Source organism: Corynebacterium sp. CTNIH16 (assembly GCF_032821655.1).
Lineage (GTDB): Bacteria > Actinomycetota > Actinomycetes > Mycobacteriales > Mycobacteriaceae > Corynebacterium > Corynebacterium marquesiae.
The window spans coordinates 99014-121162 of record NZ_JAVBIG010000006.1 but is presented as its reverse complement, the minus strand read 5'-3'; the positions used below and the strand labels follow the sequence as shown (position 1 = coordinate 121162).

Below are 22149 nucleotides of genomic sequence, written 5' to 3'. Positions count from 1 at the left end.
TAACGCTCGACGAACGCTGCGGTTGCAGCGGTGGATTAATGGAACAAAACAAGAAAAACCCAGCCGAAGCCGGGCTTTCCGCATTGTCGCTTAGTTGCGTTTGTCCAACGCCGGGAGTTGTTACTCCACTACGGAGTTAGCGCCCACAGCGTGGTCGAAGAGGTCCGGCAGGGTGACGGACCAGGCGGAGACCAGCTGGGAGATGGCGACGGACTCGCCGCCGAGGGTAAGGGCGCCGGTTTCGGTGGTCTCGCCAACGATGGCGGCTGGGATGCCCAGCTCGCCGGCGCGGGCGAGGACCTGATCGGCGCGGTCGGCGGTGGTGGCCACGAGCACGCGGGAGGCGGACTCGGAGAAGGCAGCGACGAACTCGTCCTCGTGGACCGCGGTGAGGTCTAGATTGAGGCCGAGGCCGGCGCCGTCGGCAGTAGCACCGGCGCGCTTTGCCATCTCAAAGGCGGTGACGGCAAGGCCGCCCTCGGAGATATCGTGCGCCGCGGTGAGCAGATCATTGCCGTGGAAGAACTCGGCCAAGCGCTTCTCGTTGGCCATGTCTACCTGCGGCGGCAGACCATTGAGGGAGGAAGCATCGGAGGTATCGGCGCTCACCTGCTGCCAGATGGAGCCGCCGAATTCGTCCTTGGTCTCACCTAGGGCGATAAGTACTTCCTTTTCGTCTACGGTGCCAAGCTCGTTGCCGATGGCCTTGTGCACGTCATCAATAACGCCCAGCACGCCCACCACCGGGGTAGGCAGGATGGGCTCCTCGCCGGTCTGGTTGTAGAAGGAGACGTTGCCGCCGGAGACGGGGATGGAAAGCTCCACGGCGGCGTCGGCAAGCCCATGCACCGACTCGCGGAACTGCCACATAACGTCGGGGTTTTCCGGGGAGCCGTAGTTCAGGCAGTTGGTAATCGCGACGGGCTTGGCGCCGGTGACGGCGACGTTGCGGTAGGCCTCAGCCAGCGCGAGGCGGGCGCCCATGTTCGGATCCAGCTTGGTGTAGCGGCCGGACGCATCGGCAGAAACGGCCACGCCGCGACCGGTCTCCTCATCGATGCGCAGCACGCCGGCGTCCGCATGGTGGGACTGGACGGTATTGCCGCGCACGTAGCGGTCATACTGGTTCATGATGAAATCGCGCGAGCACAGTGCCGGGGAGGACACGAGCTTCTGCAGGGATTCCACCAGGCCGCGCTTGTCGGTGCCCTGGTACTTCTGCAGCTCGTCCTGCCACTCCGGGCGGGCATACGGACGGTCATACTCCGGAGCCTCATCCGCAATGGTGCCGGCCGGGGCATCCACGACGACCTCGCCCTGGTGGCGGATGACCAGGTGGTTGCCCTCGGTGACCTCGCCGATCTCGGCGCAGGTGACGTCCCAGTGCTCGCAGATTTCGCGGAACTTCGCCACGTTCTCCGGAGCCACAACGGCGCACATGCGCTCTTGGGACTCGGAGGCGAGGATCTCGGCCGCGGTCATATTCTGCGCGCGCAGCGGCACGTTATCGAGGTTGACCTCCATGCCGCCATCGCCGGAGGCCGCCAGCTCCGAGGTGGCGCAGGCCAGACCCGCGCCGCCCAAGTCCTGGATTCCTACGACCACGCCGGCGTGGTAGAGGTCCAGGCAGCACTCGATGAGGACCTTCTCTGCGAAGGGGTCGCCCACCTGCACGGCCGGCAGCTTGCGTTCGGCGCCGTCCTCGAAGGTATCGGAGGCCAGCACGGACACGCCGCCGATGCCATCCAGGCCGGTGCGGGAGCCGAAGAGCATGACCTTATTTCCCTTGCCAGATGCAAAGGCCAGCTTCAGGTCATCGACCTTGAGGGTGCCCACGCACAGGGCATTGACCAGCGGGTTACCGGCATAGGTCTCATCAAAGACGGTCTCGCCGCCAATATTGGGCAGGCCCAGGGAGTTGCCGTAGCCACCCACGCCGGAGACCACGCCGGGCAGGACGCGCTTGGTATCGGGGGCGTCGGCAGGCCCAAAGCGCAGCTGGTCCATCACGGCAATCGGGCGAGCACCCATGGCCATAATGTCGCGGACGATGCCGCCCACGCCGGTGGCCGCACCTTGGTAAGGCTCCACGTAGGAGGGGTGGTTGTGGGACTCCACGCGGAAGGTCACCGCGTTGCCGTCTCCGATATCCACCACGCCGGCGTTCTCACCAATGCCGGCGAGGATCTTCTCCCCCATTTCCTCGGTCATGGTCTCACCGAAGTAACGCAAGTGCGTCTTGGAAGACTTATAGGAGCAGTGCTCGGACCACATGACGGAGTACATGGTCAGCTCCGCATCGGTGGGGCGACGGCCCAGGATATCGTGGATGCGCTGGTACTCGTCGTCCTTCAGGCCGAGCTCCGCGTAGGGCTGCTGCTCGTCGGGGGTGGACTGCGCCTTTTCTACGGTGTCATTATGAACGGTCATAAAAGTGGCCTCCTTAAACCGCCGGCGCCTGGGCGACGGCCTTGATGGCGGATACGAAAAGTCCCAGTCCGTCGGTGGATGGGCCGGTTAGCGTGTCAATGGCGTGCTCGGGGTGCGGCATAAGGCCGACGATGCGACCGGACTCATCGCTCACACCGGCAATGCCGTTGACGGAACCGTTGTAATTATCGGTATAGCGGAAGACCACGCGGCCCTCGCCCTCGATGCGGGCGATATCATCATCACCAGCCTGGAAGCGGCCCTCGCCGTGCTTGGCCGGCACCAGGATCTTCTGGCCCTGCTCAAACTCGCTGGTCCAGGCGGTGGTGGAATTGGCCACCTCGAGGTAGGTATCGGTGCAGTGGAAGTGCAGTCCCTTGTTGCGGGTCAGCGCGCCTGGCAGCAGGCCCGCCTCGGTAAGGATCTGGAAGCCATTACAGATGCCGAGCACCGGCATGCCCTGCTTCGCACGATCGATAACGGACTGCATCACCGGCGCGAGCGCGGAAATCGCGCCCGAGCGCAGGTAGTCACCATAAGAAAAACCGCCCGGCACTACTACAGCATCCACGCCGTGCAGATCGGTATCTGCGTGCCAGAGGCTTTTGACCTCTGCGCCGGCGGTGCGGGCAGCGCGAGCGGCATCCACATCATCCAGGGTTCCGGGGAAAGTGATTACTCCGATTGTGGCGGTCACTTACTTGACCTCCAGCCCAACAACCTCGTAGTCCTCGATGACGGTATTGGCCAGCAGCGTGGCGGCTACCTTCTCCAAGTCCTCTGCGGTGACGGAGTCATCGACCTCGAGCTCGAAGCGCTTTCCCTGGCGCACATCGCTGACACCGGATACCCCGATGCGACCCAGCGCGCGGACGACGGCTTGGCCCTGCGGATCCAGAATCTCCGCCTTGGGCATGACATTGACAACTACACGAGCCATGAAATATTTGCCTTACTGTATGGGGCTTTGGTCTGCGCGGCTTAGTTTAGTTGGCACCCCCGCCTTTTACCTAGACTCACCCCCGCAGTGTGGGTTTCACCCCGGTTGGGCAAACTCTACGTGAACCCCAAACGACGCTCTAGCAAACTTCGGCGTGCTCTCCAGCCTGGCCCGGCGCGGCGCTCTACTAATAGACGACGCACACTGTCGCTCTCTTTTAAGGTTGAAACTATGTCTTCTCGCCGTCTCGGCGCGCTGGCACTTGCCACCGCCTTGTCTTCTGCCGCCCTTGCCGTTCCAACTGCCACGGCCGCAACCGATGGCTCCGCTGCCGTCATCTCCGAGGTCTACGGGGGAGGCGGCAATAAGGGCGCTGCCTTCACCCATGACTTCATCGAGCTCTATAACCCCACCGATGCTCCAATTGACCTGACCGGATACACCGTGGAGTACTTCTCCGCCTCCGGCAATACCGGAGGCAAGGTGGAGCTTTCCGGTACCATCGCCCCGCACGGCTACTTCCTGGTGCAGGGCGCGGCCGGCAATGGCGCGGGCGAGGCCCTGCCTGCCCCAGATGCCGAGGGCAGCCTCAACATGTCCGGTTCTAAGGGCTCCGTGCAGCTTGCCGACGCCACCGGTACCCCCATCGATGCCATCGGCTACGGCGCCGCCTCCATCAAGGAAGGCACCGCCGCCGCGGGCCTGTCCAATGCCAAGTCCGCCTCCCGCGACGCGGAGGGCACCGATAGCGATGACAACGCCGCCGATTTCACCAGCGGCGCCCCTACCCCGACCAACTCCGGTAACGAGGCCCCCGCCCCGCAGCCTGAGGAGCCGGCAAAGCCCGAACAGCCGGCCCCCGAGGGCGTCACCGCCATCGCGGATATCCAGGGCACCGGCGCCGAATCCCCGCTCAAGGATCAGACCGTGGCCACCGAGGGCGTCGTCACCGGCGTATGGACCGAAGGCGGCCTTAATGGCTTCACCATCCAGACCGGTGGCACCGGCGCCGAGGCCACCGATGCTTCCCAGGCCATCTTTGTCTACATGGGTGATAAGCCGGCCGACCAGTACCCAGCCCTGGAAGATTCCGTCGAGGTAACCGGCAAGGTCTCCGAGTTCTATGGCTCCACCCAAATAACCGCCTCCGCGGTCACGCAGCTCGATACCCCGCTGGAGAAGGTCACCCCACTCAAGGTGGACCAGCTTCCCGATGGCGCCGAGGCCCGCGAGCCCTTCGAGCACATGCTCATCCAGCCCGGCGAGCACACCGTGACCAATAACTACTCGCTCAACCAGTACGGCGAGGTCGGCCTCGTCCCGGGCAAGGAAGCCCTGCGCCAGCCTTCCGATGTCTTTTCCCCCTCCACGGATCCCAACTCCGATATCCAGAAGCTAACCAAGGACAACGACGATAAGCTGGTCACCCTGGACGATGGCCGCACCCGCGACTATCTCAAGACCGACCAGAATACCCCGCTGCCGTACATCGCCCAGGATGATGCCCAGACCATCAAGTCCCTGCGCACCACCGATACCGTGACTTTCCAGCACCCGGTTATCGTGGGCTTCTCTCATGAGCAGTGGCGCTTCCAGCCCACCACCCCGGTCACCGGCAACACTGCGGGCGCAGACCTGCCTATCTCTTGGGAGGACTCCCGCGCGGCCGAGCTCCACGCCATCGATGACGTCAAGGGCGAGTACACCATCGGCGCCTTCAACGTGCTGAACTACTTCACCTCCCTGGGCGAGGAATTCGGCGGCAGCGCCTACACCGACCGCGAGGGCAATAAGGTCACCGTCAATCGCGGTAAGACCCGCGGCGCCTATACCCAATCCGCACTCGAGGACCAGGAACGCAAGATCGTCGCCGCCATCAACGGCCTCGATGCCGACGTCATCGGCCTTTCCGAAATCGAAGATGGCTACGCCGTCACCGGCGACTTCGCCCAGCGCGATAAGGCCCTCAAGCACCTGACGGAAAAGCTCAACGAGGCCGCCGGCTCAGAGAAGTGGGCCTTTGTCCCCTCGCCTTCCCAGGACGCCGTACCGAGCTCCCCGGACGTCATCCGCACCGCGTTCATCTACCACAAGGATGTGGTCAAGCCCGTCGGCGAATCGCGCATCTTCCAAGACGATCGCTTCACCGGCACCGCCCGCGAACCGCTCGCCCAAGAGTTTCAGCCGTTGAAGGAGGGCGAGGAATCCTTCGTTGCCGTGGCCAACCACTTCAAGTCCAAGGGCTCGGTGTCCAAGGGCGACGCCGATTCCGGCGACGGCCAGGGCAATAACCCGAACGTCCGCAACGCGCAGGCCCAGGCCGTCCTCGATGCACTGCACAAGCAGGAGGACTGGAAGGACAAGCCGCTATTCGCCCTGGGTGATTTCAATACCTACACCCATGAGACCGCGCTCGATGTCTTCCGCAACGATGGCTTCACCGTCCCTGCCGAAAAGTACGAGGCTGACCCTTCCTACCAGTTCTCCGGCCTGCTTGGCACCCTCGACCACGTGCTGGCCAATAAGGTTGCCACCGGCACGCTTGACGACGCCCAAGTGTGGAACATCAACGCCGACGAACCCGTCGCCTTCGAATACTCCCGCCGCAACTACAACATCGTGGACTTCTACGATGACTCCCCGTTCCGCGCCTCTGACCACGACCCAGTCAAGGTCGGCTTCACCCTCAGCGCGGACGACTCCGCCGGCCAGCCGGATGATCCTGCGGATGATCCGGCGGACAAGCCTTCCGATGAGCCAGGTAAGCCAGAGGACAAGCCCTCCGATAATCCTTCTGAAAAGCCGAATAAGCCTGCCTCCGGCTCTAGCTCCGGCACCAGCTCCGTCGGCGCAGGCATCGCCGCCGCCATCGCGGCCATCGTCGGCTTTGTCGCCATCCCTGGTTTCCTCGCCGTGACCGGAAACCTCCACAAGGCCATCTCGGCCCCCATCTGGGCCATGCTGCCAAAGGAAGTGAAGAACTTCATCACTAGCCTGCAGCGCTAATCACCCATTAGCCCTAGCCCCGCAACTTCGGAGGAAGACTCCCTAGCGGCGGGGCCTTTGGTCATTTCACGACTTTCGTCCATCTAAACCACCGCAACCGTCGACGGAAATGGGAGTTTTTATGGACGAAAATCGCGAAGCTGTGCTTATTGCTCCGCCGAGCCTCTGACGAGGGAATGCGCGGTCTATTTTGGAAGATAAGCGCCGTAATCGGCAGGGGTCGCGCCGGCGTTGATGGCCCGGTCGGCGGCTTTGACGAAGTCGTTGATTACTTTGCGGTCATCTAGGTTGCGGCCGGAAACCGAAAGGCGCACCGTATTACCACGCTGGGCGGAGCGCTCAGCAGCGCGAATAATGTTCTTGCGCCACCACTTGGCGGAACCAAAGCCTTCACCGAAAGAAAGGTTGCGGGCCTGGTGGAACTTACCGGAATTAATCTGGAGAATACCGCGGGTGGAGGCGGCTACCTCAAACTTGAACTGCGGCAAGACCTGCAAGGTACCGGGCGACATGCGCCAGCGAGGGGGCGCAAAGATGGTGGGCTCGAAGCCGATCTTGGCCATCTGGCGGGTAGCTCCGGCGAGGCGCAGCTTCGCCTCGTGTGAATCGAGGTTGGCGAATTCCGCGCGGCGGCCCTGCACTGAACGATCAAAACCGTTCAGGATAAGAACGCGGCCGGCATCGGCTTGGTCTTGAAGCCACTTCTTGGTGTCTTTGTCTTTGGCGAGGTGCCAATTGCCGTCGATATGCGGGGCAATCAGCAGGGAAACAGGAATCTCCTCCCGATCAAGGATCGAGAGGAGCCGGCTAGCCTGCTTCCGTGTGTCATCAAAGATGCTGGAGATAGATACCAGAAGGTGGCCATTCATAAGGAAAATTATCGCACAGGAATTTAGGATTCGCGCGTTGGCCCCCTATCCGGGTTTTACTTCTCCAAGCCGGTGGCCTTGTTGATGGTCCACGCGTACTCGAAGGCATTCTGGCGCCACTTTTCATAGCGACCGGACACGCCGCCATGGCCTGCGGCCATTTCGGTTTTGAGCAAGAACTCGCCGCCGGTGGCCGTCGTTCGCAGCTGGGCGATCCACTTGGCCGGCTCAACATAGAGCACGCGGGTGTCATTGAGCGAGGTAATGGCCAGGATGTCCGGGTAGTCCTTAGCCTCGATGTTTTCGTACGGCGAGTAGGACTTCATGTAGTCATAAACCTCTGGATCGTGGTACGGGTCGCCCCACTCCTCCCATTCAGGCACCGTAAGTGGAAGCTCCGGCATAAGAATGGAGGTCAGCGGATCGACGAACGGCACGACGGCCTGGATGGCGGTGAAGCGATCCGAGGCCATATTGGCAATCGCACCCATGAGCATGCCACCGGCCGAACCGCCCTCGGCCACCATCTGGTCAGCGGTGGTCACCCCGCGGGCAATGAGGTCATCGGCGACATCGATGAAGTCAGTGAAGGTGTTTTTCTTCTTGAGCATCTTGCCGTCGTCGTACCAGGTGCGTCCCATCTCGCCGCCGCCACGGACATGGGCCACGGCGAAGATCATGCCGCGGTCCATGAGGGATAGGCGGGTAACGGAGAATGCCGGATCCACGCTCACCTCATAGGAACCGTAACCATAGAGCAGGGTCGGATTCGGCTGAGTGCGGTCGAGGTCGGCGCGGTGGACAATGGATACGGGGATATCGGTGCCGTCGGCAGCCGTGGTCCACAGTCGGTAGGCCACATAGTCATCCGGGTTATAACCGCCGGGAACCTCCTGCTCCTTGAGGAGAGTAAATTCGCCGGTATCCACGCGGTAATCAAAGAGCTGGGAGGGCTGGGTGAAAGACACGTAGCTCACGCGCAGCACCGGTGCGTCCCACTCGGGGTTGCCGGATACGGCCACGGTAAAGAGTTCTTCGTCGAAGTTGAGCTCTTCGAATTCGCTAAAGCCGTCATTCACACGCATGATGGCGGCGCGGCCGATGCCGCCGCGGCGGTAGCCCACCACAATCTGATCGCGGTAGGTGTCCACGCCCTCGATGCGGGTGGTCTCCTCGTGCGGCAAGAGCGCCGGCAGGTCACGTAGGGTGGGCAGCTCATCCTTGGCCTTGGTATATCCAACCTCGAAGTTGGGGCCGGTGGCGTTGTGGGTGACGATCCAGTAATCCTCGCCCTTAACGACGGCGTGGTCGACGTCGTAGTCCACGCCAGATTCGCGCTCCCACAGCAGGCGGAATTCACCCTCGGGGTTGTCTTCTTCGAGGACCCACACCTCAGAAGTCACCTTGGAGCTCACACCAAGGAAGAGGTATTTATCGGAGCGAGCGCTGCCGATGCCGACGTTGAAGTGCTCGTCTTCTTCCTTGAACACCTGCACGTCTTCGGACTGCGCGGTACCGACCTTGTGGCGCCAGATGGCGTCAGGGCGCCATGCCTCGTCGACGGTCGTATAAAAGATATAGCCGTCGCCGGCCCAAGTGGCGCCGTAGAAGATGCCCTTGAGGTGGTCGTCGAGAAGCGCGCCGCTTTCCAAGTCCTTAATATAGAGCTCAAAGCGCTCGTCGCCGGCGAAGTCCACGGAATAGGCCAGGTAGCGGCCGGAATCAGAGATGGAGGCGGCGCCGAGGGCAAAGAAGTCCTTGCCCTCCGCCAGCGCGTTGGCATCAAGGATAATCTCCTCGCCTTCCGGGGTGCCTTCCTCTGGGATAACCGGGGCAGTCCATGGGTCAGCCCCCTCCTCTACCGGGAGCCGGCAAGAGTAGCCGTAGCTCTTGCCCTCCTCGGTACGGCCGTAGTACCAGTAATCGCCGCGGCGAGAAGGCACAGACATATCGGTTTGCTTGATGCGGGACTTAATCTCCTGGAAGATATTCTCCGTCATCTCATCCAGGTGCGCGGTCTTCGCCTTGGTGTAATCATTTTCTGCGTTGAGGTAATCCAGGGTTTCCTGGGATTCCTTATCGCGCAGCCACTCGTAGTTATCCACGAACTCGCGTCCGTGGAAGGAACGGGTCACGGGGTGGACGGCGGCCACGGGGGCGGAAAGATTCTCGTTGCTCATGCCGCCCCACTGTACGCGTGGCGTCGCGCGGGGCGGAAGCCCGTAGAGCGAGAGCTAGGCCTCGGGCGAGAGGAAGTCCGCGAAGCGCTCGCCGGAAAGCCGCTCGTAGGCCTCGATGTAGCGCAGGCGGGTGGCGGAAACGACGTCGTCGGGAAGCTGGGGCGGAGTGCCGTCGGCGGCTTGGTCCCACCCAGAGGCGTCAGAAGTCAGCCAATTGCGCACGTATTGCTTGTCGAAGGACGGCTGAACCTCGCCCTCCACGTAAGAATCGGCCGGCCAGTAGCGGGAGGAATCTGGGGTAAGGACCTCATCGGCCAGCACGAGGGTGCCGTCTTGGTCTAGGCCGAACTCGAACTTGGTATCGGCGAGGATAATGCCCTTCTCCTCCGCGAGCGCGGCGGCCTCGGAGTAGATGCGAAGGGTGGCCGCGCGCAACTCCTCGGCGCGCTCGGCACCCAGCTTGTCCACCACGAAGTCGAAGGAGACGTTCTCATCGTGCTCGCCCTGTTCCGCCTTGGTGGCCGGAGTGAAGATGGGCTCGGGCAGGCGGGAAGCCTCAACCAAGCCCTCCGGCAGCTCGATACCGCACACGGTGCCGTTGGCCTTGTACTCCTTCAGGCCGGAACCGGTGAGGAAGCCGCGGGCTACGCACTCGAAGGGCAGCATGTCCAGCTTCTTGACCACCATCGCGCGGCCAAGGCACTCGGCGGGGATGCGCTCATCATCGAGCGGGCCGGCCAGGTGGTTGGGGAAATCGATGGAGTCGAAGAAGAACTTCGAGGTTGCGGTCAGCACGCGGCCTTTATCCGGGATGGCCGGCTCGAGGGCGTGGTCGTAAGCGGAGATACGATCCGAGACCACCATCAGAAGAGTGTTCTCGTCTACATCGTAGATATCGCGGACCTTGCCGGAGGCAAGATGGGTATAAGAAGAAAGCTCAGGTCGCATGACCTTCATTCTAGCGCTCAGGGGTAGCGAGCACGTTTCGATCAAATAAGCCCCGAAATCCGCGCGGGATTCGGGGGCTTATTTGATCGAAATGCGAAAAAGGAAGGCGCACTGCGAAGAGAAAGGAACACCGCGACAGGAAGACGCCCTGCGCGGCTCGTTTTAAAGGATCTCGCCCGGGGTATAGGCCGCGGCCTTGGGGTGCTCGCCTACTAGCGCGTTGATGCGGTTGAGCACCTGGCTGACCTGGGACTCGGCGGCGCCGATGAAGGCGTGCTTATCGGCCAGGGCGGCCTCGAGGTCGGACTCGTCCATGGGCAGGCGGTCATCGGCTGCAAGGCGTTGGACTAGGTCCTGCTCGCCGCCGTTTTCGCGCATATTGAGCGCGACGGCCACGGCGTTTTCCTTGATGACCTCATGGGCGGTCTCGCGGCCCACACCAGCGCGCACGGCCGCCATAAGGATGCGGGTGGTGGCCAGGAAGGGCAGGTAGCGCTCCAGTTCGCGGTCGATCATGGCCGGGAAGGCACCGAACTCGTCGAGGACGGTGAGGAAGGTTTCGAATTGGCCGTCGAGGGCGAAGAAGGCATCGGGAAGCGCGACGCGCCGGACGACGGAGCAGAAGACATCGCCCTCGTTCCACTGCTGGCCAGCGAGGTCCGCGGCCATGGTCAGGTAGCCACGGAGGATGACCTGCAGGCCGCCGACACGCTCGCAGGAGCGGGCGTTCATCTTGTGCGGCATAGCAGAGGAGCCAACCTGGCCCTCCTTGAAGCCTTCGGTGACGGTCTCGTTGCCGGCCATCAAGCGGATGGTGGTGGCCAGGGAGGACGGGGCGGCGCCGAGCTCCACTAGGGCGGAGATGGCGTCGAAGTCGAGGGAGCGCGGGTAGACTTGGCCCACGGAATTGAAGATGCGGTGGAAGCCCAGGTAATCCGCGATGGCCGTCTCCAGGGAGGCGAGCTTGTCCTCGGAGCCGCCCATGAGATCGAGCATGTCCTGGGAGGTACCCATCGGGCCCTTGATGCCGCGCAGTGGGTAGCGCGCGAGGAGATCTTCGACCCGTTCGATGGCCAGCAGCATCTCATCGCCGGCCGTAGCGAAGCGCTTGCCCAGCGTGGTGGCCTGCGCGGCCACGTTGTGGGAGCGGCCGGCCATAACCAAGGACTGGTACTCGGCGGCGTGACGTCCGATGCGAGAGACCACGGCGATGGCCTTATCGCGGATGATCTCCAGCGAGGTGTGGATTTGCAGCTGCTCCACGTTCTCGGTGAGATCGCGGCTGGTCATGCCCTTGTGAATGTGCTCGTAGCCGGCCAGCGCATTGAATTCTTCGATGCGGGCCTTCACATCGTGGCGGGTGACGCGCTCGCGCTTCGCGATGGACTCGAGATTCACGTCCTCTACCACGGCCTCATAGGCATCGATGGCCTTGGCGGGGATGTCTACGCCCAGATCCTTCTGAGCGCGCATGACCGCGATCCAGAGCTTGCGCTCCAAGATGATTTTATGCTCCGGGCTCCAGATATTGGACAATTCCGCGGAGGCATAGCGGGAGGACAGGACGTTGGAAATCTTCTTCTTTTCAGCCACGTGGCTATTATTCCATGCCTGCCCCGCCGCGGGGTGAAAGGTTAGAGAGAAATCTCACCGTCTTCTGCTCGCTTGCCGATGTCCCGGCGCACAAAGCCACCCGCAAACTCGATGCCGTCGACGGTGGCGTAGGCGTCTGCTCGGGCGTCGGCAAGCGTGGCGCCCTTCCCCAGCACGCTGAGCACGCGGCCGCCCGCGGTGCGGTAGGCGCCATCGGTATGCACGGTGCCGGCATGGAGGACGCGCTGCGGATCGTCCAAGGCGGCGCCAGAGATGGCATCGCCCTTGCGCGGAGAAGCCGGGTAGCCCTCGGCCGCCATGACGATGATGACGGCGAAGCCATCCTCCCACTCCAGCGGCGGGAGCTCGGAGAGGGTGCCGGTGGCCGTGGCGTGGAGGGCCTCAGCCAGCGGGGACTTGAGCAGGGAGAGCACTGCCTGAGTCTCCGGATCGCCGAAACGGCAGTTGAACTCGACTACGGCCGGGCCTTCTTCGCCCCAGGCCAGGCCGGCGTAAAGCAGACCGGAATAAGGGGTGCCGCGGCGCGCCATCTCCTTGGCCACAGGGGTGCAGACCTCGTCCACGATACGCTGCACACCGTCCTCCGGCAGCCACGGCAGCGGGGTGTAGGCGCCCATGCCGCCGGTATTGGGGCCCTCGTCGTTGTCATAGGCGCGCTTGTGATCCTGAGCCGGCAGCAGCGGGACGACGGTCTCACCATCGACTAAGCAAAAGAGCGAGACTTCGGGGCCGTCGAGGAAGGATTCCAGCAGCACCGGGTTGCCGGCCGCGAGGACGGCGTCGACGTGGGCGCGGGCGGCGGCGCGGTCCGGGGTGACCACCACGCCCTTGCCGCCGGCCAGGCCGTCGTCTTTGACCACGAACTGCGGGCCGAAGCGATCGAGCGCGGCCTCAATGTCGTCCTCGCCTGCACCAGGGCGCAGCTGTTCTGCGCGAGCGGTCTTGACGCCAGCAGACTCCATGACGTCCTTGGCAAAAGCCTTGGATCCCTCGATCTGGGCTGCTTCCTTGTTGGGACCGAAGACCGCGATGCCGGCGGCGTGCAGGGCATCGGCCACGCCAGCGACGAGCGGAACCTCAGGGCCGATGACAACGAGGTCCGCGGCGATGCTCTGGGCGAGCTCCACCATGCGATCAGCGTTATCTACCTGGGAGTAGTCCGGGTGGACGGTAGCGAGGGCGGACATGGCCGCGCTGCCCGGCGCGGCGTGGATTTCGGTGCTCTTAGGGTCGGCAGACAGGCCCTTGACAAGGGCGTGTTCACGGCCGCCCGAACCAATTACGAGAATGCGCATGCCCACCATCATAACCAGCGGGTAGCCTGGCACACATGGCTTCTGTATTTACAAAGATCATTAATGGTGAACTACCCGCTCGCTTTGTCTACCGCGATGAGACCTGCGTGGCTTTCCTCTCCATCGAGCCGCTGCGCTACGGCCACACCCTGGTCGTGCCCATCGAGGAAGTAGATAAGTGGACCGACCTGGATCCACAAACCTGGGCCCACCTCAACGAGGTCGCCCTGGAAATCGGCGGCGCTATCAAGACCGCGTTTGATACCCCGCGCACCGGCTACATCATCGCCGGGTTCGATGTCCCGCACACCCATATTCACCTCTTCCCCACCGAGAAGATGGAAGAGTATGACTTTGCCAAGGCCTTCGACGCCGATAACACAGACGATGCCGCGATGGATGAGGCAGCCGCCCGCATCCGTCAGCACCTCGGCTGCAACGAGGACGGCGTTCGGGAGGACTAGGGCTCAGAGGGGGCGTCGGCAAGCGCGGGCAGGCGCACCGTAAAGGTAGTGCCGCGGCCGAGCTCGGAGTCGACGCTAATGCTGCCATCGTGCTGCTCCACTAGGGAGTGGACGATGGCCAAGCCCAGGCCAGAGCCGCCGGTATCGCGGGTGCGCGAGGTATCGGCGCGGTAAAAGCGCTCAAAGATATGCGCCGCGTCGTCTTGGGACATGCCCTTGCCATCGTCAATAACATCGACCAGCACATCATTGGCCTCGCGGCGCAGGCGCAGCGTCACCGTGGCATCCTCGCCGCCGTGGCGGATGCCGTTGGTCACCAGGTTGAGCAGCACCTGATGCAGGCGGCTGGCATCGCCATTGACCACCGGGATGGACTTGGCATCATTGGCCACCTTAATCTCACGGCCGGGGAAGGCCGCACGCGCGGAAGAGCCCACGGACAAGGCCAGCTCCAGCAGGTCTACGGGGTGCATGTCTAAGCGCGTACCCTCGGCGCGGGTAAGGGCCAACAGGTCCTCCACCAGCAGGGACATGCGCTTGGACTCATCGTCGATCTTAGAAAAGACCAGATCCACGTCCTTGGTGGCGCCCGAGCGATAGAGCTCGGTATAGCCGCGCAGGCTGGTCAGCGGCGTGCGCAGCTCATGCGAGGCATCGCCGACGAAGCGACGCATCTGTTCCTCTTTCTCCTGGGCGCGCACAACGGAGCGCTGCAGCTGCCCCAGCATGATATTGAGTGCGGCGGCCAACTGGCCCACTTCGGTGTGCAACGGCCACTTGGGGACTCGCTTGTCTAGGTCACCTGCCGCGATTTCCGACGCCGTCTTTTCCACCACCCGCAGCGGCCGCAACGCCCTGCGGATAAACCAGAAACCCACGGCCGCAATGGCGGCCAGGGCGATGGCGGCAATGGTCACTTGGACCATGGCTAGGCCGTGCAGGATTTCCTTCTCGTGGGTCATATCCTTGGCAATGACCGTGATGACGCCATTGGAATCCGCGAAGGCGAGGGCGCGCCACTTGGTGTTGTTCTCGATGGAGCCCACGGTGGTGGGGTAGCCGCCGAGCGGGATATTCTCCGCATTCGGGGTAGTCGACGATGGTCCCGAGTAGCGGATGGTGCCATCGGGCAGGTAGTTCAGCACCACGTATTCGGTAGGCGGGCGCTTGGTGTGGTCGCCGATGAAAAAGTCATTGCTGATATCGCGCGCCCATGTGGTCGACGCGGAGCGCAGCTCATCATCGACGTTATTGAAGAGCACGTTGCGCATGATGGAATTCACCGCAAAGGACGAGCCCGTAATGCCGAGCCCGGAGACCACAACGAGGAGGATGACCAACCACGTACGCAGCGGCATTGCCTGCGGAATCTGGGAAAACATCCGCCGCTTGGAGGACTTTTCCTCCCCTTCGCCTTGGCCCAGGCCTTCATGCCACATGGACTGCGGGCGCGCCGTCGCCGTCGCGGGCGCAGGTGCCTGGCCCTGGGTCTCCTGTGAATCTTCCATTACTTAAGCACTTTAGGAGCGCGGGGTGCGCAGTACATAACCCACGCCGCGCACGGTGTGGATCAGCTGCGTCTCGCCGGTATCGATCTTGCGGCGCAGGTAAGAGATATAGGACTCGACCACGTTGCCATCGCCGCCGAAATCGTAGTGCCACACGTTGTCCAAAATCTTGGACTTAGACAGCACCACTTCCTTGTTTTGCATCAGGTAGCGCAGGAGGTTGAACTCGGTGGGAGAAAGCTCGATGAGCTCACCGGCCTTGGTGACCTCATGGGTGTCATCATTGAGCGTTAGATCCGCGTAGCTCATGGTGGCATCGTTGGTGGATTCTTCCGCCGCTCCACCGCGGCGCATGATGACGCGCAGGCGGGTGATAACTTCTTCCAGGCTAAATGGCTTGGTCACGTAATCATCCGCGCCGATGGTCAGTCCGTGGATGCGCTGGTCCACACCGTCCTTAGCGGTGAGGTAGAGCACCGGGCCGTCCAGACCTTCTTGACGCAGCTTGCCCAGCAGCTCGAAGCCATCCATACCCGGCATCATGACGTCCAGGATGTAGGCATCTGGGTTTACTTCGCGGGCAATGCGCAGCGCCTCGTTACCGGAATTGGCGCTGTAAACCTCGAAGTTCTGGAACTTCAGCGATACGGTAAGCAGCTCCACAATATTGGGTTCGTCATCGACGACAAGCACCTTGGCGAGTTTAGTGTCTTCCATGTTCTCCTCAGACTCCCTTAAAGGTTGCGATTTTCTAACACGTCATCATGGCACGCTTGCTTCCCAGCCTACTGAAGAGTTTCTGCCTGAATCCTGTGAACGTGGATTAGCGCCCTGGTCGAGGCAAAAGAAAACCACGCCCCCTCCCCAGGTGAGGAAGGGCGTGGCAGCTAGCGCAGCGCGCTATTTAGAAGTCCTGCGGGCGCGGGATATTGCGCAGGTTGGACTTTGCCATGGTGATCATCTGGCCAACGCCACCGTCCAGAACGGTGCGGGTGGCAGCCTTGGAGAAGCCCATGAGCTGCTCGATGGTCAGCGTCGGTGGCAGGGAGAGGGCGTTGGGGTCAGTAACGACGTCGATAAGAGCCGGGCCGTTATAAGCCAGCGCCTTCTTGATCTGCTCCGGTGCGTCCTTCGGATCCTCGATGCGGAAGTGCTTGATGCCGGAAGCCTCTGCAATCTTGGCAAAGTTGACGGACTCGTGGTCGGTCTCGTGCTCCGGCAGACCCTGCACCAGCATCTCCAGCTTGACCATGCCCAGGGAAGAGTTGTTGAACACGAACATCTTGATAGGCAGGTTGTGCAGCTTCACGGTGAGCAGCTCACCCATCAGCATGGACAGTCCGCCGTCACCGGAGAAGGTGATGACCTGGCGGCCCGGGTTAGCGGCCTGTGCACCCAGTGCCTGTGGCAGGGCGTTGGCCATGGTGCCGTGGCGGAAGGAGCCGATCTGCTCGCGCTTACCATTGGCGGTGATGTAGCGAGCGCCCCACACGTTGCACATGCCGGTATCGACGGTGAAGATGGCATCCTCATCGGCGTTCTTGTCAATGAGGTCAGCAACGTACTCCGGGTGGATCGGGGTGTGCTTGTCCACGTTGGAGGTATAAGCCTCAACGACGTTCTCCAGCTTGTCGTAGTGCTTCTTGAGCATCTTGTCCAGGAAGGAGCGATCCTTCTTCTCATCCACGTGCGGCAAGATGTTCTCGATGGTGGCGGCTACGTCACCGGTGACCGGGTAAGAAATCTTGGTGCGGCGGCCGATGTGGGAGCCATTGATGTCCACCTGTGCCACGTTGGCATCCGGCAGGAAGTCGTTGTACGGGAAGTCGGTACCCAGCAGGATAAGCAGGTCAGCCTCGTGGGTGGCCTCGTGTGCCGCACCGTAGCCCAGCAGGCCGTTCATGCCTACGTCAAACGGGTTCTCGTACTGGATGTACATCTTGCCACCCAGAGCGTGGCCGATGGGAGCCTTGATCTTCTCCGCCAGCTTGAGCACCTGCTCGCGGGCGTCCTTGACGCCGGCGCCAACGAAGAGGGTGACGGACTTCGCCTCATTGATGGCCTGGGTCAGGGCAGCGGCCTCGGCCGGATCCGGGAAGACGACCGGGCGGCCAGCAGAGATCTTGGACTCGACGAAGGAATCATCCACAGCTTCCTGCATGGAGACGTCACCCGGGATAACTAGGACGGAAACACCGTTGCCCGCCATAGTGGACTGGATGGCGTGGTGCAGGACAACGCCGCCCTGCTCAGCGGAGTTAACCATCTCGCAGTAGCCAGAGCACTCCTGGAAGATTGCCTCTGGGTGGGTCTCCTGGAAGAACTTGGAGCCGATCTGGCGGGATGGGATGTGGGAAGCCAGTGCCAGCACTTTAGCGCCGTTGCGGTGGGCATCGTACAGGCCCTGGATCAGGTGGGTATTACCTGGGCCGCAGGATGCGGCACACACAGCCAGCTTGCCGGTGGTCAGGGAATCTGCCTCGGCAGCGAAGGCTGCTGCTTCCTCGTTGCGGACGTGAATCCACTCGATGGAGGAGCGACGAACGGCATCCACGATCGGATTCAGGGAGTCACCGACGAGGCCATAAATGCGCTCGACACCCTGCTTTTCCAGGGTGTCAACTAGCTGTTCTGCATAGTTACGTGCCATTAAAAATCATCCTTAACTCTTAATTGGTGTTAATACCACTGTGCTATCTAGACCGCAGGAAAGTCCACTCATCTCCTATACACTCACACACTGCGCCCAGCTGTGAGGAAGGTAATACTAACCTATCTTCGGCTGCAAACTGTAACGACCGTTCGGTACTGTTTACTGCGCTATGAGTATCCACCCGCCCCGCGCACAAGACCACGCCACTGCGGCCTCCACGGCCACCCAGCGGTGGTCTTTCTGCGCCGTCATCTCTCTGGGGTTACTCATGGTTGGGCTGGATAATTCCATCCTCTACACCGCATTGCCGCAGCTATCGCAGCAATTGCACACCACCGATACCCAGCAACTCTGGATTATCAACGCCTACGCGTTGGTGCTCTCTGGCCTCCTTCTTGGTGCCGGCACGTTGGGCGATCGCACCGGCCATCGGCGGATGTTTCTCATCGGCTTGGCCGTCTTCGGCGGCGCTTCCCTGCTCGCTGCCTATTCCCCCAGCGCTTGGACGCTGGTTTTAGGCCGCGCCTTCTTGGGCTGCGGCGCCGCCATCATGATGCCGTCGAGCCTGGCGCTTCTCCGCCTGACTTTTCCCGATGAGGTGGAGCGCAACACAGCCATTGGCATCTGGGGTTCTGTCGCCGTCATCGGCGCGGCGGCTGGCCCCACCGTGGGCGGCTTCTTTTTGGAGCACTTCTGGTGGGGCTCGGTCTTTTTGCTCAATGTCCCGGTCGTGGTCGTGACCATTGTGCTGACCTTGTTCCTTGCCCCGCCAAACGCTCCGAACCCCCTAAAACACTGGGACTTCCCCTCGTCCCTGTATTCCCTTATCACTCTCGCCAGCCTAGTGCTGTCCATTAAATCCCTGGCACACAACTGGCCGGTGAGCGCCGCCGCAGGCATCGTCTTCATCTGCGGCGCGCTCGCCTTTGGCCGCCGCCAGGCTCGCTTGTCAGATCCCCTGCTGACCTTCGACATCTTTGGCTCCCGCATCTTCAGCGGCGGGGCCCTAACGGCCGGCGGCGCCATGTTCGGCCTCGCCGGCCTGGAGCTGTTGAGTACCCAAAAGCTGCAGCTTGTCGACGCCCTCTCGCCCCTCCACGCCGGCCTCATCATCTCCGCCATGGCTCTATCTGCCATCCCTACCTCCATCTTGGGTGGTGCCACCTTGCATCGCGTGGGGTTCCTCCCACTCATTAGCGGCGGATTCTTTCTCATGGCCGCCGGCATGGCCCTGGTGGTGGTGAGCCGGGGTGAGACGCTTCCCCTACTCGTCTCCGCCCTAGTGCTCACCGGCTTAGGCGCAGGCCTGGCCATGTCCGTGTCCTCCACCGCCATCATCAATGCCGCTCCGCTTCATCGCGCCGGCATGGCCTCGGGTGTAGAAGCGGTCTCCTATGAATTCGGCACCCTGATCTCCATTGCACTGACTGGCACCCTCGTGCCGCTGCTCATGGCCCGCGAACTTCCCCCTCACCTCGCGGAATTGGGTACCGACGCGCTGCAGCACCCCGCTTCCCACGCGGCCGCCGCGAGCGCTTACAATTCCGGTTATCTTTCCACCATTGGTGGCCTAGCTTGCTTCGCCTTGCTCCTAGCCGCGATAACCGCCTGGTGTTTCCGCGATAACCCGAAATCAGGAGATCCCTATGCCGCGACTCAACAAAAAGACCGCAGCCCTTGAAGCTGCGCTCGACATCATCGCCGCCGAGGACGTCTCTGGCCTTACTTACGACTCCCTAGCGCAAGCAACCGGCATGTCCAAGTCCGGACTCATTTATCACTTCCCTACCCGCCACGATCTGCTCGTAGACTGCCATCGGTTTTGCGCCGCGCGCTGGGAAGCAGAACTCGAGCGCCTGGCCGGCGGCCGCCCAGCCAGCGAGCTCGGCTGGGCCGAGCGCTCCCGAGCGCTCGTATTGTCGATGGGCAAAAATGATCCCCTCATCAAGCTTTTGATGTGCGTACATTCCCAGACACACCCAGATTTTTCCGCCCAATGGGCCGAGGTGGATGCGCGCTGGATGGTCGATCCTTCCGCCCCCGAAACGGACGAGGATGATCTGCTGGTCATGCTTCTTAGTACCGGCCTGTGGGTGCACGATCACCTCAACCAGCGCAAGCTGTCCCCCGCCAATCGCCAACGCATGGTCGACCGGCTTTTTCGGCTTATCGACGCCCCCTCAAAAACCACCGAAGGCTAGGCCCACACCGGGGCCCAGCCTCCTTTTGAGCTGGAGACGAGACTTGAACTCGCAACCTACGCATTACAAGTGCGTTGCGCTACCAATTGCGCCACTCCAGCACCGCGGGAGAAATCCCGCTCGTTGCATAGTACCCGAGCACCAGCGCCGAAGGGAAAGCCGGTCCCCCATCTATGCATTGTCAGGGTGCAGGGGTTAAAGTTCAGGCAGAATCTATCCCACATTCCCAGCGCTTTTTCGAGGGTTATTTCCGTGTCATTTTTGTCCGCTATGCGGGAGCGCCTGCGCGCTTCCTCGGGCCAGGTAGCCATCATCGACGCGGCTAAAGCCGCACCGCCGCCATCACCACTCGCCCCGGTTGATCTCACCGACGCCGCCCAGGTCACCGGCGTTATGGAGATCGCCGCTCGCATTGGTGAAATCCTCATCGGAGCCGGCACCGCCAACTCGGATGCGCGCGCCCAAGTGCACCTGGCAGCGTCGTCGTATGGCCTGCACTACTGCCACGTGGACATCTTGATGAATACCATCACCATCCACACCACCATCGGCACCGGTGAGCAGCGCAAGAACCTGCACGTCTTCCGCGTGGTGCCGAGCATTGGCGTGGATTTTTCCAAGCTCGCGGCCGTCGATAAGCTCATTCGCTCCATCCACTCCGGCCAGATGCCGCCGGCCATGGCGGAGCAGCGACTAGACGAGATCGACCGCATGCCAGCGCCCTATAAGCCGTCCACGGTCATGCTCGGCTGGGGCGCGATGGGTGGCCTGATTTCCATGATGCTTGGCGGCGACCTGCTCGTCGGCGTGGTGGCGTTTGTGGTCTCCGCGTTCATCATGGGCTTGAACGCCTGGTTGGCTAATTACCGCCTGCCGCCCTTTTATCAGAATGTGGTGGGCGGCTTTTTCGCCGTCTTCCCGGCCGCCATTTTGTACAATGTCGCGGCCTCTTTCGGCATTAATTTCTCGCCCGCGCAGATCATTGCCTCCGGGATCATCGTGCTGGTGGCGGGGCTGACGTTGGTGCAATCGCTTGTCGACGGCATCACGCGCGCCCCCGTCACCTCCTCCGCCCGTTTCTTTGAGGCGCTGCTATCTACCGGCGCCATCATCGCCGGCGTCGGTGTGGGCATCCAGCTGGCCGATTCCCTGGGCTTTAATCTGCCGCCGCTGGCCACGCTGGCCCCGCCGGTCTACCACGAAATTCCACTGCTAGTGCTGCTTGGGGGCACGGGTTCTGCTGCCTTTGCACTGGCCTGCGGCGCGGCCTGGATTGAGGTCACCATGTCTGGCCTTACGGCCGCGGCCGGCATGATTTTCTATTACTTCGTAGTGGTGCCCTTCGGCGTCGGCCCGGTGATTGCCTCTGGTCTTTCCGCGGTGGTCGTTGGCCTGGCCGGCGGTTTGATGTCGCGCCGCTGGGGAATTCCGCCGCTTATCACCATGATCGTGGGCTATACGCCGATGCTGCCAGGCCTCATGCTCTACCGCGGCATGTACGCCTCGCTCAATGAGCAGATGATTACCGGCTTTACCAATATGGCGATGGCGCTGGCCATCTCCGGCGCCCTGGCCGCCGGCGTAGTACTGGGCGAGCGCGTGGCTCGCCGCCTGCGCCGCCCGCAGTACTTCCGCCCGTACACCGCCTTCAAGCGCATCGGCCGCTTCTCCTTCCATAAGGCCACGCATCTCGCGCGCAAGGCCCCGCGCATCCCGCGCGTGCCGATGTCCCCGTTTGCCCCGCGCGTCAATCGCCCGGAGTTACCACCCAAGCTCGGGCCGAAGCCGCCGCAGCAGCACCCGCGCCACGAGGCCCAAAATCATGCGCCGCATACCCGCTCGGCCGCGGACCTGTGGCCGGAGGATTCCCAGTGGCCGGCGCAGCCGCAGCAGCACGAGAAGACCACCTATACCGTGCCCGGAACCGAAACGTTTCGTGCCCAGAAACCGGAGCAGCCGGGCACCGAATCCGGACCCGAGCGGCCCTAAACGCCGCCGGTAGCGTACAATATTTGCTCTGATAGCTTTTCTTGCAAGCGCT

At 62.4% G+C, this 22149-nt stretch carries 16 protein-coding genes and 1 tRNA gene; 5 read left to right on the top strand and 12 right to left on the bottom strand.

The annotated features are described in order from the left end of the window. Window positions 1-120 precede the first annotated feature (120 nt). The 3 genes from purL to purS are packed head-to-tail and all read right to left on the bottom strand — an operon-like array spanning window position 121 to window position 3370. Entirely contained in the window at window positions 121-2430 is a 2310-nt protein-coding gene (gene purL, locus RAE04_RS07355; protein WP_317026924.1) for a phosphoribosylformylglycinamidine synthase subunit PurL, read from the bottom strand. Between the two features lie 13 nt (window positions 2431-2443). After that, window positions 2444-3127: a phosphoribosylformylglycinamidine synthase subunit PurQ gene (gene purQ / locus RAE04_RS07350; protein WP_005325791.1), complete on the bottom strand. Its 684-nt coding sequence runs from the start codon at window positions 3125-3127 to the stop codon at window positions 2444-2446. Continuing rightward, a complete protein-coding gene (gene purS / locus RAE04_RS07345) occupies window positions 3128-3370 on the bottom strand; it encodes a phosphoribosylformylglycinamidine synthase subunit PurS (protein ID WP_150850979.1) in 243 nt (80 codons plus the stop codon). It abuts the gene before it with no gap. Between the two features lie 231 nt (window positions 3371-3601). Here purS and RAE04_RS07340 point away from each other — a divergent pair, with 231 nt between their 5' ends. Then, window positions 3602-6376 (top strand): ExeM/NucH family extracellular endonuclease, encoded by a 2775-nt coding sequence (locus RAE04_RS07340; RefSeq protein WP_317026923.1) that lies wholly within the window; start codon window positions 3602-3604, stop codon window positions 6374-6376. Between the two features lie 185 nt (window positions 6377-6561). Here RAE04_RS07340 and RAE04_RS07335 read toward each other — a convergent pair whose 3' ends face one another. The 5 genes from RAE04_RS07335 to purD all read right to left on the bottom strand — a co-directional run bounded on the left by RAE04_RS07335 (window position 6562) and on the right by purD (window position 13282). Then, a complete protein-coding gene (locus RAE04_RS07335) occupies window positions 6562-7245 on the bottom strand; it encodes a DUF2334 domain-containing protein (RefSeq protein WP_005325788.1) in 684 nt (227 codons plus the stop codon). Window positions 7246-7301: 56 nt separating this feature from the next. Beyond that, window positions 7302-9425 carry a S9 family peptidase gene (locus RAE04_RS07330; RefSeq protein ID WP_317026922.1) on the bottom strand — a complete coding sequence of 708 codons (2124 nt, stop codon included), beginning with the start codon at window positions 9423-9425 and terminating at the stop codon, window positions 7302-7304. Between the two features lie 54 nt (window positions 9426-9479). Continuing rightward, window positions 9480-10373, bottom strand: coding sequence for a phosphoribosylaminoimidazolesuccinocarboxamide synthase (locus RAE04_RS07325; RefSeq protein WP_005325786.1), 894 nt, complete (start codon window positions 10371-10373; stop codon window positions 9480-9482). A 162-nt stretch (window positions 10374-10535) separates the two neighbouring features. Beyond that, window positions 10536-11966 (bottom strand): adenylosuccinate lyase, encoded by a 1431-nt coding sequence (gene purB / locus RAE04_RS07320; RefSeq protein ID WP_317026921.1) that lies wholly within the window; start codon window positions 11964-11966, stop codon window positions 10536-10538. Between the two features lie 41 nt (window positions 11967-12007). Then, entirely contained in the window at window positions 12008-13282 is a 1275-nt protein-coding gene (gene purD, locus RAE04_RS07315; protein ID WP_317026920.1) for a phosphoribosylamine--glycine ligase, read from the bottom strand. Between the two features lie 35 nt (window positions 13283-13317). Between purD and RAE04_RS07310 the strand changes: the two genes are divergently transcribed. Beyond that, window positions 13318-13746 carry an HIT family protein gene (locus RAE04_RS07310; RefSeq protein ID WP_005330004.1) on the top strand — a complete coding sequence of 143 codons (429 nt, stop codon included), beginning with the start codon at window positions 13318-13320 and terminating at the stop codon, window positions 13744-13746. Here the strand turns inward: RAE04_RS07310 and RAE04_RS07305 are convergent. From RAE04_RS07305 to RAE04_RS07295, 3 genes are all read right to left on the bottom strand, one after another. Continuing rightward, on the bottom strand, window positions 13743-15254 hold the full coding sequence (locus RAE04_RS07305) for a HAMP domain-containing sensor histidine kinase (RefSeq protein ID WP_317026919.1): 1512 nt from the start codon (window positions 15252-15254) through the stop codon (window positions 13743-13745). The two genes, RAE04_RS07310 and RAE04_RS07305, sit on opposite strands and share 4 nt — an antisense overlap. Window positions 15255-15266: 12 nt before the next feature. Beyond that, a complete protein-coding gene (locus RAE04_RS07300; RefSeq protein ID WP_005325775.1) occupies window positions 15267-15971 on the bottom strand; it encodes a response regulator transcription factor in 705 nt (234 codons plus the stop codon). A gap of 187 nt (window positions 15972-16158) precedes the next feature. After that, the gene (locus RAE04_RS07295) at window positions 16159-17904 is read right to left on the bottom strand and encodes a pyruvate dehydrogenase (RefSeq protein ID WP_317026918.1); all 1746 of its coding nucleotides are present in this window, start codon (window positions 17902-17904) and stop codon (window positions 16159-16161) included. A 172-nt stretch (window positions 17905-18076) separates the two neighbouring features. Between RAE04_RS07295 and RAE04_RS07290 the strand changes: the two genes are divergently transcribed. Both RAE04_RS07290 and RAE04_RS07285 read left to right on the top strand, forming a co-directional pair. Continuing rightward, the gene (locus RAE04_RS07290) at window positions 18077-19588 is read left to right on the top strand and encodes an MFS transporter (RefSeq protein WP_317026917.1); all 1512 of its coding nucleotides are present in this window, start codon (window positions 18077-18079) and stop codon (window positions 19586-19588) included. Beyond that, a complete protein-coding gene (locus RAE04_RS07285; protein ID WP_317026916.1) occupies window positions 19554-20108 on the top strand; it encodes a TetR/AcrR family transcriptional regulator in 555 nt (184 codons plus the stop codon). The genes RAE04_RS07290 and RAE04_RS07285 overlap by 35 nt, the downstream gene beginning before the upstream one ends. Before the next feature lie 28 nt (window positions 20109-20136). Here RAE04_RS07285 and RAE04_RS07280 read toward each other — a convergent pair. Beyond that, window positions 20137-20209 (bottom strand) — tRNA-Thr (locus RAE04_RS07280). Window positions 20210-20360: 151 nt separating this feature from the next. On the opposite strand from RAE04_RS07280, the gene thrE reads away from it, so the two are divergent. Beyond that, the gene (thrE, locus tag RAE04_RS07275; protein WP_317026915.1) at window positions 20361-22097 is read left to right on the top strand and encodes a threonine/serine exporter ThrE; all 1737 of its coding nucleotides are present in this window, start codon (window positions 20361-20363) and stop codon (window positions 22095-22097) included. Window positions 22098-22149: the final 52 nt, after the last annotated feature.

Bases quoted from the DNA above. Each gene is read 5' to 3' on its own strand.
- purL (WP_317026924.1), bottom strand. From the start codon at position 2,430: ATGACCGTTCATAATGACACCGTAGAAAAGGCGCAGTCCACCCCCGAC.
- purS (WP_150850979.1), bottom strand. From the start codon at position 3,370: ATGGCTCGTGTAGTTGTCAATGTCATGCCCAAGGCGGAGATTCTGGAT.
- RAE04_RS07340 (WP_317026923.1), top strand. From the start codon at position 3,602: ATGTCTTCTCGCCGTCTCGGCGCGCTGGCACTTGCCACCGCCTTGTCT.
- RAE04_RS07335 (WP_005325788.1), bottom strand. From the start codon at position 7,245: ATGAATGGCCACCTTCTGGTATCTATCTCCAGCATCTTTGATGACACA.
- RAE04_RS07330 (WP_317026922.1), bottom strand. From the start codon at position 9,425: ATGAGCAACGAGAATCTTTCCGCCCCCGTGGCCGCCGTCCACCCCGTG.
- RAE04_RS07325 (WP_005325786.1), bottom strand. From the start codon at position 10,373: ATGCGACCTGAGCTTTCTTCTTATACCCATCTTGCCTCCGGCAAGGTC.
- purD (WP_317026920.1), bottom strand. From the start codon at position 13,282: ATGCGCATTCTCGTAATTGGTTCGGGCGGCCGTGAACACGCCCTTGTC.
- RAE04_RS07310 (WP_005330004.1), top strand. From the start codon at position 13,318: ATGGCTTCTGTATTTACAAAGATCATTAATGGTGAACTACCCGCTCGC.
- RAE04_RS07305 (WP_317026919.1), bottom strand. From the start codon at position 15,254: ATGGAAGATTCACAGGAGACCCAGGGCCAGGCACCTGCGCCCGCGACG.
- RAE04_RS07300 (WP_005325775.1), bottom strand. From the start codon at position 15,971: ATGGAAGACACTAAACTCGCCAAGGTGCTTGTCGTCGATGACGAACCC.
- RAE04_RS07295 (WP_317026918.1), bottom strand. From the start codon at position 17,904: ATGGCACGTAACTATGCAGAACAGCTAGTTGACACCCTGGAAAAGCAG.
- RAE04_RS07290 (WP_317026917.1), top strand. From the start codon at position 18,077: ATGAGTATCCACCCGCCCCGCGCACAAGACCACGCCACTGCGGCCTCC.
- RAE04_RS07285 (WP_317026916.1), top strand. From the start codon at position 19,554: ATGCCGCGACTCAACAAAAAGACCGCAGCCCTTGAAGCTGCGCTCGAC.